Below are 13,083 nucleotides of genomic sequence, written 5' to 3'. Positions count from 1 at the left end.
GGCTGGGAAGGAACGGTGGCTCTCGTCGAATCACACGCGTGTTGGTTCGATAGATTGTCGGAGCCACCAGGCACGATGCAAGAGGGTCGAAGACCATGTCACCAAAGCGACGGGTCACCACAATCGAGGAGAACAGGCCATGGCTTTACCAGTATTGACTCCGGAACAGCGCACCGCGGCTCTGGCCAAGGCTGCCGAGGCACGCACCGCCCGGTCGAAGCTGCTGGCCGCCGTCAAGTCCGGCGAGCTCAGCGTCGCTGACGTTCTCGCGAAGGCCGAGAACGACGAGATCGTGAAGAAGACCAAGGTGTCCGCACTGATCAAGGCACTTCCGGGCGTCGGCTCGGTGCGCGCCGCTCAGCTGCTCGAGCAGCTGTCCATCGCAGACACCCGCCGTATCGGTGGACTCGGCGCAAACCAGCGCGAGGCACTTCTGGCGGCTGTCGCGTCCTGATACGACGCTCGATCGGCCTGCAGGGTCTTCGAGGACACATCTCGTTCGTGCGGGGATAGCATTTCCCCATGAACGTCGAAGTGACCCTGCTGCCCGGGATCGGGGTGCGGAAGGATTTCGCCCTCGCATCCGGGCGCCGCATCGGTGTCATCACCCGCAAGGACGGGGCGAACGAGTTGATCGTTTCGCGCAAGGATGACCCCGACGCAACACAGGCGTCCATCACCTTGAGCAATGAGGAAGCGGCGGCGCTGGGCAATCTGCTCGGCACGCCGCAACTCATTGCTCAGCTCGGGGAAGAGCATCGCGACCTTCCCGGCATCAACACACGCCAACTGCCCATCAAACTGGGCTCGCGATTCGACGGCCGCACTCTCGGCGACACCACCATGCGCACCAAGACCGGGGTGTCCATCGTCGCCGTCATGCGCGCAGGGCAGGTCCAGCCGTCGCCCACTCCCGATTTCACGCTCGTCGCGGGCGACCTTCTGGTCGCCGTAGGAACCGCCGACGGCCTCGACGCCGCAACCAAGCTGCTCGGCCGATAGCGACATGGCCGAGAGCGCGCTCGCTCTGATCGAACTCGGCGCGGTCTTCTTCACACTCGGACTTCTTGCTCGTCTCGCCGGCAAGATCGGCGTGTCGCCCATCCCGTTCTACCTACTCGGCGGCCTGGCCTTCGGGAACGGCGGATTCGTCACCCTCGGCGGAATCGACGAGTTCAGCGAACTCGCCAGCGAAATCGGCGTCATTCTTCTCCTCCTACTGTTAGGGCTCGAATACACCGCAGCCGAACTCGTCACCGGACTTCGCCGCTCCTCGCTCGCGGGAATCGTCGACATCGTCCTCAACTTCACACCGGGCGCAATACTGGCACTCGTGCTCGGCTGGGGTGGCGTCGGCGCACTCGTCCTCGGCGGGGTCACCTACATCTCGTCGTCGGGAATCGTCGCGAAAGTCCTCACCGACCTGGGACGGCTCGGAAACCGCGAGACGCCCGTCGTGCTGTCGATCCTCGTGTTCGAAGACCTGGCCATGGCCATCTATCTCCCGATCCTGACCACCGTGCTGAGCGGTGTCAGTTTTCTCGGCGGCATGGAAGCAGTCGGTATCTCGCTGTTGGTCGTGACGGTCGTCCTGGTGGTTGCGCTTCGGTACGGCAAGTTCGTCTCGGCGCTGGTCGACAGCGCGAACCGTGAGGTCGTACTGCTCAACGTCCTCGGCGCCGCCTTATTGGTGGCCGGCATCGCGTCCGAACTGCAGGTCTCCGCCGCCGTCGGCGCCTTCCTCCTGGGAATCGCGATCTCCGGCTCCACGGCCGACAACGCCACCCGCGTACTCGAACCCCTCCGCGACCTGTTCGCGGCTATGTTCTTCGTCGTCTTCGGACTACAGACCGACCCCGCGACGGTGCCACCGGTACTCGGCTGGGCAATCGTCCTGGCCATCGTCACCACCATCACCAAAGTGATGACCGGGGCATGGGCCGCCGGTCGTCAGGGCATCGGCAGACCCGGGCAGCTTCGCGCAGGCGCCGCACTGGTCGCACGCGGGGAATTCTCCATCGTGATCGCCGGCCTCGCCGTGGCAGCCGGAGCCGTCGACAAAGAATTAGCCGCCCTCGCCACCGCGTACGTGCTGCTCATGGCCGTTCTGGGCCCGGTCGCAGCACGGGTCATCGCCGTCCCACCCGCAGTCCGCGCAGACTGACAACATTCATTCCGCAGGCTCCACTCCTGCCCCCACTGAGTCATTCCGCAGGCTCCACTCCTGCCTGAAAAGAGTCATTCCGCAGGCTCCACTCCTGCTTCTATCAAGTCATTCCGCAGGCTCCACTCCTGCCTGAAAAGAGTCATTCCGCAGGCTCCACTCCTGCGCCGCCTAAGCTGACCGAATGGCCCAGCAGCGTCGATCACCAACGGACGGTGCCCCCGCATTGCGTCGGCGTCCACAATTGTCCGAGGACGTCGCCAACCATGTGCGGCACATCGTCATGTCCGGGGCGGTCCGTCCGGGTGACTTCATCCGACTCGACGAGACGGCTGCCGAACTCGGCGTCAGTGTCACCCCGGTCCGCGAAGCACTGCTCACGTTGCGGGGCGAAGGAATGGTCGAACTGGTGCCGCACCGCGGCTACGTCGTGTCCCCGTTGACGCCCGAGGACATCGTCGACATCTTCTGGCTACAGGGACAGATCGCAGTCGAATTGGTTCGCCGAGCAGCGCCGAAGATCGACGAGGACGTCCTCGCGGAGCTGGAGAAGTTCAACGCGTCACTCGCCTCTGCAGTGGAGAAGAACCAGGCCGAGGAAGTCGAGATCGCCGAGTTCGAGTTCCACCGGGTGCTCAATCGCCTCACCGGTGCAACCAAGCTGGCGTGGTTTCTCAACAACGCCACCCGCTACACCCCCACCCGGCTGTACGCGTCGGATCCGGAATGGGGGCGAGCGGCGGTGCGTAATCACGAACAGTTGATCGACGCTCTCCGTGCGGGCGACGTGGATGCAGCCTGCACGCTGATGCGCCGACAGTTCACCGACGGCGCGGAACGCCTGATCGCGTACCGCGCCCTGTGAGTGGAAATGTGTCCCAGGGGACACATTTCCACTCACCTAACGGAGCGAGTCCGGCGCGGTGAACCGCTCGCCGTACTTCGCGGCCAGCTCGTCGGCACGCTTGACGAACGCAGCCTGACCGAGGGAACCGTCCGCAGCCTCGTAGCCGACGATGTACTGGTGCACACCACCGGTCCAAGCCGGGTAGCCGATGCCGAAGATCGAGCCGATGTTGGCGTCGGCGGTGGTGTTCAGGACACCCTCGTCGAAGCACTTCTGCGTCTCGATGGCCTCGATGAACAGCATGCGCTCCTTCAAGTCCTCGAACGGAATGTCCGCGGTACCTGACTTGAACGCGTCACGCAGGCCAGACCACAGGCCGGCGCGCTTGCCGTCGGCGTACTCGTAGAAGCCAGCGCCCTTCGCCTTGGAGGGACGCTCGAACTCGTCGACCATCTTGTCGATGACTGCGCCGGCCGGATCCTCCGGAGGAGTACCGCCTGCAGCCTTGATGGCGTCGTAGGTCTCCTTGCGGATCTTCTGCATCAGGTTGAGCGTCAGCTCATCGGACAGCTGCAGCGGCGCCGCCGGGTAGCCGGCCTGCAGGCCTGCCTGCTCGATGGTCGACGGCTCCACGCCCTCACCGAGCATCGCGATGGCCTCGTTGATGAAGGTGCCGATGACGCGCGAGGTGAAGAACCCACGGCTGTCGTTGACGACGATCGGGGTCTTCTTGATGACCTGTACCAGGTCGAAGGCCTTCGCCAGTGCAGCGTCCGATGTCTTCTCGCCGCGGATGATTTCCACCAGCGGCATCTTGTCGACGGGTGAGAAGAAGTGGATTCCGATGAAGTCTTCCTGACGCTTCACACCCTGAGCGAGGCTCGTGATCGGCAGCGTCGAGGTGTTGGAACCGAGCAACGCCGACGGGTCGACGAGGTCCTCGATCTCCTGGAACACCTTCTGCTTGAGCTCCTCGGATTCGAAGACCGCCTCGATGACGAGGTCGGCGCCTTCGACGTCCTTGGCATCGGCGGTCGGATGGATTCGCGCGAGCAGTGCGTCGGACTTCTCCTGCGTGGTCTTGCCGCGCGAGAGCGCCTTCGCCTCGATGGCCTCGGAGTACGCCTTGCCCTTCTCCGCGGACTCGAGGGCGACGTCCTTGAGGACGACGTCGATGCCCGCTTTGGCACACACGTAGGCGATACCGGCGCCCATCATGCCTGCACCGAGGACTGCGACCTTGGTGAAGGTCGTCTTCTCGATACCGTCCGGACGAGACTTGCCTGCATTGATCGCCTGCAGGTCGAAGAAGAACGCCTGAATCATGTTCTTCGACACCGAGCCGGTGACGAGCTCGGTGAAGTACCGGGACTCGATGGTCGACGCATTGTCGAAGTCGACTTGAGCTCCCTCGACCGCGGCCGAGAGGATCGCGCGCGGAGCCGGCATCGGAGCACCCTTGATCTGCTTACGCAGATTCGACGGGAACGCGGGCAAGATCTGGGCGAGCTTCGGATTCGACGGCGTGCCACCGGGAATCTTGTAGCCCTTGACGTCCCACGGTGCGACGCCACCCTCCGGGTTGGCCTTGATCCATGCTTTCGCCGCGGGCACAAGAGCGTCGATGCTGTCGACGAGCTCGTGCACGAGACCGATTTCCAGCGCCTTCTCCGGACGGAACCGGGTGCCCTGGGCAAGGACGGTCATGAATCCGTTCTGGATGCCGAGCAGGCGCGTGATGCGCGTGACGCCGCCACCACCGGGCAGGAGGCCGAGGGAGACCTCGGGCAGACCGAGCTGCACGCCCGACACGTTGGCCACGATGCGGTGGTGCGTCGCGAGCGTGATCTCGAGGCCACCACCCAACGCAGCGCCGTTGATCGCGGAGACGACGGGCTTGCCGAGCTTCTCCAGGCGTCGCAGCTGAGCTTTGACTTCCTGCACCTCGTCGAACACGCGCTGAGCGTCCTCGGGCTTCGCGGTGATGAGGCTGTTGAGGTCACCACCGGCGAAGAACGTTTTCTTCGCCGAGGTGATCACGACGCCGGTGATGGAGTCGAGTTCCTTCTCCAGCCGGTCGACGGTTGCGCCCATCGAGTCCTTGTACAGCTGGTTCATCGTGTTGGCGCCCTGGTTGGGGTCGTCCATCGTGAGCACGACGATGCCGTCGGAATCCTGGTCCCAGGTGATCATGTTTTCGCTCATGGTGTGTTCCTCAGACTCGCTCGATGATGGTGGCAACGCCCATGCCGCCGCCGATGCACAGGGTGATGAGTGCGTACCGGCCGCCGCGACGCTCGAGCTCGTCGAGCACGGTTCCGGTGATCATGGCTCCGGTGGCGCCGAGCGGGTGTCCCATCGCGATGGCTCCACCGTTGACGTTCAGCTTCTCGTTCGGGATCTGCAGATCCTTCTGGAAGCGAAGGACGACGGATGCGAACGCCTCGTTCAGTTCGAAAAGATCGATGTCGTCGACGGTCAATCCTGCTGTCGCCAGAACCTTCTTGGACGCGGGCGTCGGGCCGGTCAGCATGATGGTCGTGTCTGCACCGGAAGTGGCCGTCGCGACGATGCGCGCACGCGGAACCAGATTCAGGTCCTTGCCTGCCTGCTCGCTACCTACAAGGACGAGGGCCGCGCCGTCGACGATGCCGGAGCTGTTGCCACCGGTGTGGACGTGATCGATCTTCTCGATCCAGTGGTACTTCTGGAGCGCGACGTCGTCGAATCCGCCCATCGCAGCCACACCGGTGAAGGCCGGGTTCAGCTTGCCGAGCGATTCGACCGTGCTGCCCGGACGCATGTGCTCGTCGTGGTCGAGGATCAGCAGGCCGTTCTGGTCGGTGACCGGTACGACGGACTTGGCGAAGTAGCCACCCGACCATGCAGCGGCCGCACGCTCCTGCGACTGCACGGCATAGGCGTCGACGTCCTCGCGGCTGAACCCCTCGATCGTCGCGATGAGATCGGCGCCGATGCCCTGCGGCGCGAAGTACGTGTCGTAGTTGGTGGCCGGGTCCATCGCCCAGGCACCCCCGTCGCTGCCCATAGGAACGCGGGACATCGACTCGACGCCACCGGCGATGACGACCTCGTCCCAGCCGGAACGCACTTTTTGCGCAGCCAGATTGACGGCTTCGAGGCCCGACGCGCAGAACCGGTTGAGCTGGAATCCACCGACAGTGTCGGGCATCTTCGCGGCGAGGACCGCGGTGCGCGCGATATCGGCGCCCTGATCACCCACCGGGGAGACCACACCGAGGATCAGGTCGGAGATGCGGTTCTCATCGAGGTCGGGGAACCGTCGACGCAGCTCGTCGATCAGGCCGGTGACCAGCGAAATCGGCTTGACGGAATGCAGTGAGCCGTTCTTCCCCTTGCCGCGTGGGGTCCTGATGGCTTCGTAAATGAACGCTTCTGTAGTCACAGCGCGGTCGTTCCTTCCACGTACTTCTGACTCGGCGGCGGCACCCGAGAGCGCCGCAGGACTCGAGGATCACACCTCGGCTCCTCTCACACTAGAACGCGGTACACAAGCCGGTGAAGGACCGAAACGAGCGCGGTCCGTGACCGGCGCGTGCGTTTCAGCTCGACGAGACAGGGGTAGAGATACCATCACCACTCGGGGGGATATGGGAGTGGAGCCAGCGGAACGAACCGGTTCCACAGAGTGGAGCCTGCGGGGGAGGTTCGAGCTCGGCCAGTTACGGAGATGATGACCATGGACACTCAGAAGCCGCTCGCGGTCGGAGCGCACGTCAAAGTGCGCTACAGCTCCGATTCTTCCCTGCCACGCGATCAGTGGCCCAAGGAATCAGGCGTGGTCAAAGAAGACTTCGGTGAGCAGACGGCACCGGTCGACCGCACCTGGGCCAGAGCTCACCGTTACGCAGTCGCCCTCGACGACGGCCGGCTCGTCTTCGTCGACCCCGAAGACATCGAAACAACCTGACCCAGGTCGGTCATGTGGTCGACTCAGCACCCTTTCTGCCGACCCAGCACGCCTCCTATCCGCGAATCGGGCGTGTCAGCTCTGCAAAAAGGGTGCTAGCTCCTATTCCTTAAGTGGAGTCGCCCCGAGCTCGGCCTGCAACAGTTCCATGGCCACCGTTTCCGGGTCGCGGCGCACCGACGGGTCGGCAGGTTCGGCGGCCGCCTTGAGCAGCTCTTCCTCGTCCTCCGGTGTTTCCGGTGGCGGTGGACCGGCCGGCTCGGGGTCGTCGGGATAGTCGGGCGCCTCGGGGGGCGGTATGTCGTCGTACCCGTGGTCGGTCGCTGCCGACTCCCGCGCAACGGAAGCGGGCTTGTTCGCCTGGCTCGGACGCGAGAACTTGGTCGGCGGCGCCTTCGGAGGTTCGGGCGCAGCCTTCGTGACCGGAGCTTCCTCAGCGGGAGCCGACGCTCCGACGACGCACGTCACCTGCCAGTCGACACCGAACACGTCACGAAGGGCATCCCTGATGACGTCGGCATTTCGTCCCTCCTGCAACCGCTTCGCGAGCGGCGCAGAATCATGGCCGAGCGTGATCGAGCCGTCGCTCACAGCCCTCACCGACGCACCGGACAACATGACCTCGACCGTGCGGCTGCGCTCGCGCACCTTGGCTCGGACCTCGGACCAGACCGCACGAATCGCCGCGGCGTCCGGCTGGTTGGACGCCGCCGCAACCGGCTCGGGCTCGGGCTCAGGCTCCGGTACTGGTTCCGGTACTGGTTCCGGTTCAGGGGCAGGCGCTGGTTCAGGGGCAGGCTGAGCCTCGACTGGCGCGGGGAAATCGAACGCACGGGTCGGTTCGGCAACCGGACGCTCCGGCTCTACGGGCGCCGGTTCAGGTTCCGGGTCCGGCGTCGACACAGGCTCGGGTTCCGGGGTCGGATCAGGTTCCGGGGTCGGCTCGGGTTCCGGGGTCGGCTCAGGTTCCGGCACTGGGATCGGGGTGGGCTCGGGATCCGGCTGGGGCTCCGGAGTGGGCTGGGGCTCCGGCGTGGGTTCCGGCTCGGGCACTGGATTCGGGACAGGCTCGGGCGTCGCCGGAACGGTTACGGCAGGCGCCGCGGGAACCGCGGGAGCCGTCGGAACCACAGGCGGTACTTCGATGGCAGGAGCCGCGGGCTCGGGCGCAGCTACCCGCTGGGACGGCCGAACGAACTTGGGCGGAGTGTCGTCGACCGGCGACGCGATGGCGGTCGACGACTCGGCTCGACGCTGCGGAGCCTGGTCGACGGCGGCTTGCTCGCCCGCGGGCAACGTGACGTCCAAGCGCCGCTCGAGACGCTCGAGACGTTGCAGCACAGCAGATTCTGCGTCGGAGGCCGAGGGGAGCAGCATCCGCGCACACATGACTTCGAGCAGCAGGCGCGGTGCGGTGGCGCCGCGCATCTCCCCCAGACCGGCGTGGATGATCTCCGCATAGCGCGCCAGGGTCGCCGAGCCGATGCGGCCGGCTTCGTCGCGCAGACGTTCGAGAACGTCACCGGGAACATCGACGAGCCCGCGCTCACCTGCGTCGGGGACGGCGCGCATGAGGATGAGGTCGCGGAGCCGTTCCAGCAGGTCCGTCGCGAAGCGGCGTGGATCGTGTCCAGCGTCGACCACCTTGTCGACCGTCCCGAACAGCGATCCGCCGTCTCCGGCTGCCAGTGCATCCACGGCTTCGTCGATCAGCGCGACATCGGTGACGCCGAGCAGGGACAGTGCCCGCGGATACGTGACGCCTTCCGGGCCTGCGCCTGCGAGCAGTTGGTCCAGCACACTGAGCGAGTCACGGGGCGATCCCCCGCCGGCTCGAATCACCAACGGGTAGACGGGATCCTCGACAGGGACCGATTCCTGCGCGGTGATCTTCTCGAGCAGTCCACGCATGGTCGACGGCGGGAGCAGCCGGAACGGATAGTGGTGCGTACGCGAACGGATGGTCGGGAGTACCTTCTCCGGCTCCGTCGTCGCGAAGATGAAGACGAGGTGCTCCGGCGGCTCTTCGACGACCTTGAGCAGTGCGTTGAAGCCTGCCGTCGTGACCATGTGGGCCTCGTCGATGATGAAGATGACGTAGCGCGATTCGGCGGGCGCGTACACCGCCTTGTCTCGGAGATCACGTGCATCGTCGACGCCACCGTGGCTTGCGGCGTCCATCTCGACGACGTCGAGGTTGCCCGGCCCACCCGGCGCGAGAGCAACGCACGAGTTGCAGACGCCGCACGGCGTGGACGTCGGACCTTCGACGCAGTTCAGCGACCGCGCGAGAATGCGCGCCGACGATGTCTTACCGCAGCCTCGGGGCCCGGAGAACAGGTATGCGTGGTTGATCCGGTTGGAGTTGAGCGCAGTGCTCAACGGTTCGGTTACGTGCTCCTGCCCGACGACCTCAGCGAACGTCGCAGGACGGTACTTCCGGTAGAGAGCCACGCATGGAAGGGTACCGGCGCGCACCGACACCGGCACAACCCCGTCGAGAGGTCGAGCTTGCCCGATGCCGTGGCCGGACCTGGTCTCACTTGTTCTTCGCGGCTGCCTTCGCTGCCTTCTTGAATTCGCGGACCTCGAGCAGGGATTTCTCGTCGACGACGTCGGCGATGGAACGTCTGGAACCGTCGTCGCCGTAGGCTCCGGCGGCTTTGCGCCAGCCGTCGGGAGTGACGCCCATCTGCTTGCCGAGGAGCGCGAGGAAGATGCGAGCCTTCTGGTCGCCGTATCCAGGCAAGGCTTTGAGTCGTTTCAGAACCTCGGCACCGTTCGGGTCGCCGCGACGCCAGATCTCGTCGGGTGTGCCGTCGTAATTCTCGACGATGAACTCCGCGAGCCCCTGTATCCGCTTGGCCATCGAGCCCGGAAAGCGATGCACTGCAGGGGTCGTCGCGCACACCGCGGCGAACTCGTCGGGATCGGCCTGCGCGATTGTGTCCACTTTCAGGTCACCGAGACGGTCGACGAGCTTCTTCGGGCCCGCGAAGGCCGACTCCATCGGCACCTGCTGATCCAGCAGCATCCCGATGAGCAGCGCGAACGGATCCTCGGCCAACAACGCATCGGCTTCCGCGTCGCCTGTCAGATGCAAGGTGGGAGACATGACCTCGATCATGCCACCTGCAGATCCAGGGTCCTAGGTGATGGATACCAGTTGAGTGATGTCGTCGAAGGGCAGCGGTCCGTCCACGACGGCTCCGACGACGGCGTTGTTCAGCGTGATGGATCCGCCGTGGTTGTCGAGGAATGCCGTGTCCGCGGCATCACGCCCGGTGGCGATCCGCACGAGAGTCGACCGCGGGGCCAGGCACGTCGCGTCGACCACGCGCCACTGGCCGTCGACGAAGGCCTCGGCGACGGCGTGAAAGTCCATGGGGTCGCATCCGGGTGCGTACACCGCGACGAGCCGTGCCGGCACGTTCACCGCACGCAGCAGCGCGACGACGAGGTGGGTGTAATCCCGGCACACGCCTGCACCTGCGAGGAGAGTGTCCACTGCCCCGTCGATCGGATCACTGCTTCCCGGAACGTAGTTGAGCCGTGAGCCGACCCAGGACGACACCTCGGCGAGCAACTTCTCCGACGCGGCGTAGGAACCGAATTCCGTTGCCGCGAAACCGAAGAACTTGTCCGCCTCGGCGTACCTACTGGGCCGCAGATACAGCGAGAGGTCGTAATCCGACACCGGCGCCGGGTCGGTGTTGCCGTACACGGTGGCCGAGTAGGACACTTCGAGCTTTCCGACGCCCGCGTGCAGCTTGTGGATTCGGGTGCCATGGGCACCGCTGATCTCCTGGAAATCGACAGGCTGGCCATCGAGAGTGAACGACAGCGCTTCCCACACCTCGGCGCCCGGGTGCGGAGCGATGGCGATCTGGAATTCCAGGGTGCTCGCCTCCGTGACGTCCACGTCGAGGTAGGCCGAGACTTCGCGTTTCATTGTGATGATCCTGCCACCGTTCACTCGATCCCGCAGATCAGGACTTGTCCAGCCTCAGGACTCGTCCGGGCGGAATTCGCCCGTGACGAGGAAGATCACGCGTTTGGCGACTTCCACCGTGTGATCGGAGAAGCGCTCGTAGAAGCGTCCGAGGAGCGTCATGTCGACGGCAGCGGGGACACCGTGCGGCCAGTCGGGAGACGAAGTCAGGGTGAACAGGCTGCGATGCAGCTCGTCCATTTTCTCGTCCTTGACCTGCAGCTCGGCGGCCAGTTCCGCGTCCCTCGTCAGCAGAACCTCGCGCGTGGCGTCGGCCTGCTCGACCGCGACGCGACCCATTTCGGCGAAGACGCTTTCCACCTCGACAGGGAGGACGTGAGCGGGGTGACGCCTCCGCGCGAGCTCGGCGATGTGAATGGCGAGGCCACCCATTCGCTGCAGGTCGGCGACGATGTGGATTCCGCTCACCATGATTCGCAGGTCCAAAGCGACGGGTGACTGCAACGCGAGCACCGAGAACGCCTTGTGCTCCCAGGCCGTCGCGAGTTCGTCGATGCGTTCCCGACTGCTGATGGTCTCCTCGGCCAGCGCCAGATCCGCCGTCAGCAACGCTTGCGTCGCCGACGCCATCGCCTTCTCGGCGAGGGTGCACATGTCGGCGAGGTCGGCCCGGATTTCGACGAGCTGCTCGTTGTAGTTCTCACGCACAGCGAGCCCACCTGTCCATCGAGATCCCCATCCGCTGCCGTCCTCTGCCTGTCGAAAGTCCTTCGGTCTTAGTACCCGGACCTTGATCTTTCTACACCAGGCGCTGCGCTGGTCGGCCTGTGTGCGTCAGCAGTTGCTCGGGGCGGGAACGCCGTAGAAGCGATCCTTGATCCAGTTCTGCGCCTCGCCGAGCCCGAGGAGATCCGGGATGATATGTCCCGCACCCGAACCGGGGACGATGGACGGAACGTTCGCGGCGCTGAATTGAACCGTCGCTCCCCTGCTGCACCAGGCACCGGCGAGTTCGACGGCTTGCCCGTGCGGGACGATGTCGTCGGACGTCCCGGATTGGACGAGAACCGGGGCCGTCGGGGTGCGCAGACCGATCTTGTTCTTCGCCAGAATCTCCTGAGCCTTCGGAAGCCGATCCAATACCACCGACATCGGCTCGCCGGTGCGGGTGTATTCGGTGGTCCGATGCAATCCGACGGTCAGAATCGTCTCGCCCACACACTGATTCGCTACCTGCCGCAGCATGGCCTGGCCCGCGTCGTTGATGTTGGCGTCGATCAGAGGCTGGAGGTCCGGATCCGACTTCAGCAGACCGTTGAGGGTGTACCCGATGACCCCCGTGAGGATGGTGCCGTCGACCTGCTCGAGAGTCTGCTTCAAGTCCGCAGGCGGAGCGCCCGCGTAGCTACCCACGAGGTCCAGCTCGGGCGCGTAGTCACCGGCAATTTCGGCGGCCGCTGCCACCGCGCCGCCGCCCTGGGAGTACCCGTAGGTCGCGACGGGTCCGCCTGCCGCGATCTTGGTGCCGGGGAGCTGTTGGGCAGCTCGCGCGGCGTCGAGAACTGCATGCGCTTCGGCTGCGCGATTGACGTAGGTGTGAGCACCGGGCGTTCCGAGTCCGTCGTAGTCGGTGATCACGACGCCGTATCCCTGCGAGAGCAAGGAGTAGGCGGCCAGGACCTCGTATTCGACCATGAACCCTAGCGGCGGGGTGTAGGTGATCAGCCGATTCAGCATGCGCGACGGCGCACACTGATCTCCCTGACCCTGTGTTCCGGGTGCCAGCACGACGAGCGGCCTCGGGCCGGGCCCCGTCCATTCCGCAGCCGGGTCGATGTACGTCCCGGTGATCGCGTTGGGCGCATCGTTGGAGTCGGTGCTGCGGTACATGATTCGCGTCGCAGTTCCCGGTAGCGGTCCGCCGATGCCGGGAACCGACAGCGCCAGAGGTGACGGCTCGGTGCGGATCACATCTCCGGCGGCACCGTCGGGCAGCGGGGTGGGCGGGAGGTAGAAGTCGGACTCACCCGTCGACCCGGTGGACGATCCCGCCCCTGGCTGCGCCGACGCGAGCGGCACTCCCGTCACCGCCGCCAGCAGGACTACGCCCACCGCAGTGCCCAGCAATCGTGATACTCGCATCGATCGTCCAACCCCCGTACTTACCC

Annotated in this window: 12 protein-coding genes; 5 read left to right on the top strand and 7 right to left on the bottom strand. The window is 65.3% G+C overall.

Going from position 1 to position 13,083, the window contains the following annotated elements; translation table 11 throughout:
- Nucleotides 1–139: 139 nt before the first annotated feature.
- The 4 genes from mihF (at nucleotide 140) to CH293_RS12995 (ending at nucleotide 3,029) form a co-directional block, all read left to right on the top strand.
- Entirely contained in the window at nucleotides 140–454 is a 315-nt protein-coding gene (gene mihF / locus CH293_RS13010) for an integration host factor, actinobacterial type (protein WP_026347388.1), read from the top strand.
- 68 nt (nucleotides 455–522) lie between these two features.
- On the top strand, nucleotides 523–1,002 hold the full coding sequence (locus CH293_RS13005) for a cation:proton antiporter regulatory subunit (protein WP_020111030.1): 480 nt from the start codon (nucleotides 523–525) through the stop codon (nucleotides 1,000–1,002).
- A gap of 4 nt (nucleotides 1,003–1,006) precedes the next feature.
- A complete protein-coding gene (locus CH293_RS13000; RefSeq protein ID WP_094720453.1) occupies nucleotides 1,007–2,164 on the top strand; it encodes a cation:proton antiporter in 1,158 nt (385 codons plus the stop codon).
- A 184-nt stretch (nucleotides 2,165–2,348) separates the two neighbouring features.
- The gene (locus CH293_RS12995; RefSeq protein ID WP_170945240.1) at nucleotides 2,349–3,029 is read left to right on the top strand and encodes a GntR family transcriptional regulator; all 681 of its coding nucleotides are present in this window, start codon (nucleotides 2,349–2,351) and stop codon (nucleotides 3,027–3,029) included.
- 36 nt (nucleotides 3,030–3,065) lie between these two features.
- Here the strand turns inward: CH293_RS12995 and CH293_RS12990 are convergent, their stop codons facing one another.
- Nucleotides 3,066–5,216, bottom strand: a complete 2,151-nt coding sequence (locus CH293_RS12990; RefSeq protein WP_037108344.1) for a 3-hydroxyacyl-CoA dehydrogenase NAD-binding domain-containing protein — start codon at nucleotides 5,214–5,216, stop codon at nucleotides 3,066–3,068.
- A 10-nt stretch (nucleotides 5,217–5,226) separates the two neighbouring features.
- Nucleotides 5,227–6,438, bottom strand: a complete 1,212-nt coding sequence (locus CH293_RS12985; RefSeq protein ID WP_020111033.1) for an acetyl-CoA C-acetyltransferase — start codon at nucleotides 6,436–6,438, stop codon at nucleotides 5,227–5,229.
- Between the two features lie 285 nt (nucleotides 6,439–6,723).
- Between CH293_RS12985 and CH293_RS12980 the strand changes: the two genes are divergently transcribed.
- Complete coding sequence (locus tag CH293_RS12980) at nucleotides 6,724–6,963, top strand: hypothetical protein (protein ID WP_037108340.1); 240 nt, start codon at nucleotides 6,724–6,726, stop codon at nucleotides 6,961–6,963.
- 102 nt (nucleotides 6,964–7,065) lie between these two features.
- Here the strand turns inward: CH293_RS12980 and CH293_RS12975 are convergent, their stop codons facing one another.
- The 5 genes from CH293_RS12975 to CH293_RS12955 form a co-directional block, all read right to left on the bottom strand.
- Nucleotides 7,066–9,417, bottom strand: a complete 2,352-nt coding sequence (locus CH293_RS12975) for a DNA polymerase III subunit gamma and tau (RefSeq protein WP_094720547.1) — start codon at nucleotides 9,415–9,417, stop codon at nucleotides 7,066–7,068.
- 85 nt (nucleotides 9,418–9,502) lie between these two features.
- Complete coding sequence (locus CH293_RS12970; protein WP_037108794.1) at nucleotides 9,503–10,078, bottom strand: HhH-GPD-type base excision DNA repair protein; 576 nt, start codon at nucleotides 10,076–10,078, stop codon at nucleotides 9,503–9,505.
- Between the two features lie 33 nt (nucleotides 10,079–10,111).
- Nucleotides 10,112–10,915, bottom strand: coding sequence for a transglutaminase family protein (locus tag CH293_RS12965; protein ID WP_026347385.1), 804 nt, complete (start codon nucleotides 10,913–10,915; stop codon nucleotides 10,112–10,114).
- Nucleotides 10,916–10,969: 54 nt separating this feature from the next.
- The gene (gene phoU / locus CH293_RS12960; RefSeq protein WP_037108334.1) at nucleotides 10,970–11,623 is read right to left on the bottom strand and encodes a phosphate signaling complex protein PhoU; all 654 of its coding nucleotides are present in this window, start codon (nucleotides 11,621–11,623) and stop codon (nucleotides 10,970–10,972) included.
- Between the two features lie 126 nt (nucleotides 11,624–11,749).
- A complete protein-coding gene (locus tag CH293_RS12955; RefSeq protein ID WP_094720452.1) occupies nucleotides 11,750–13,027 on the bottom strand; it encodes a lipase family protein in 1,278 nt (425 codons plus the stop codon).
- Nucleotides 13,028–13,083: the final 56 nt, after the last annotated feature.

The organism is Rhodococcus sp. 14-2470-1b (assembly GCF_002259415.1).
In the GTDB taxonomy this organism is placed as follows: domain Bacteria; phylum Actinomycetota; class Actinomycetes; order Mycobacteriales; family Mycobacteriaceae; genus Rhodococcoides.
Note: the sequence above shows the minus strand (reverse complement) of the source record. Positions and strands in the feature narration are given on the sequence as shown.

What these genes read in the sequence shown, in the direction of transcription:
- CH293_RS12995 (WP_170945240.1), top strand. Translation starts at nt 2,349, where the DNA reads ATGGCCCAGCAGCGTCGATCACCAACGGACGGTGCCCCCGCATTGCGT.
- CH293_RS12970 (WP_037108794.1), bottom strand. Translation starts at nt 10,078, where the DNA reads ATGTCTCCCACCTTGCATCTGACAGGCGACGCGGAAGCCGATGCGTTG.
- CH293_RS13000 (WP_094720453.1), top strand. Translation starts at nt 1,007, where the DNA reads ATGGCCGAGAGCGCGCTCGCTCTGATCGAACTCGGCGCGGTCTTCTTC.
- CH293_RS13005 (WP_020111030.1), top strand. Translation starts at nt 523, where the DNA reads ATGAACGTCGAAGTGACCCTGCTGCCCGGGATCGGGGTGCGGAAGGAT.
- mihF (WP_026347388.1), top strand. Translation starts at nt 140, where the DNA reads ATGGCTTTACCAGTATTGACTCCGGAACAGCGCACCGCGGCTCTGGCC.
- CH293_RS12980 (WP_037108340.1), top strand. Translation starts at nt 6,724, where the DNA reads ATGATGACCATGGACACTCAGAAGCCGCTCGCGGTCGGAGCGCACGTC.
- CH293_RS12990 (WP_037108344.1), bottom strand. Translation starts at nt 5,216, where the DNA reads ATGAGCGAAAACATGATCACCTGGGACCAGGATTCCGACGGCATCGTC.
- CH293_RS12965 (WP_026347385.1), bottom strand. Translation starts at nt 10,915, where the DNA reads ATGAAACGCGAAGTCTCGGCCTACCTCGACGTGGACGTCACGGAGGCG.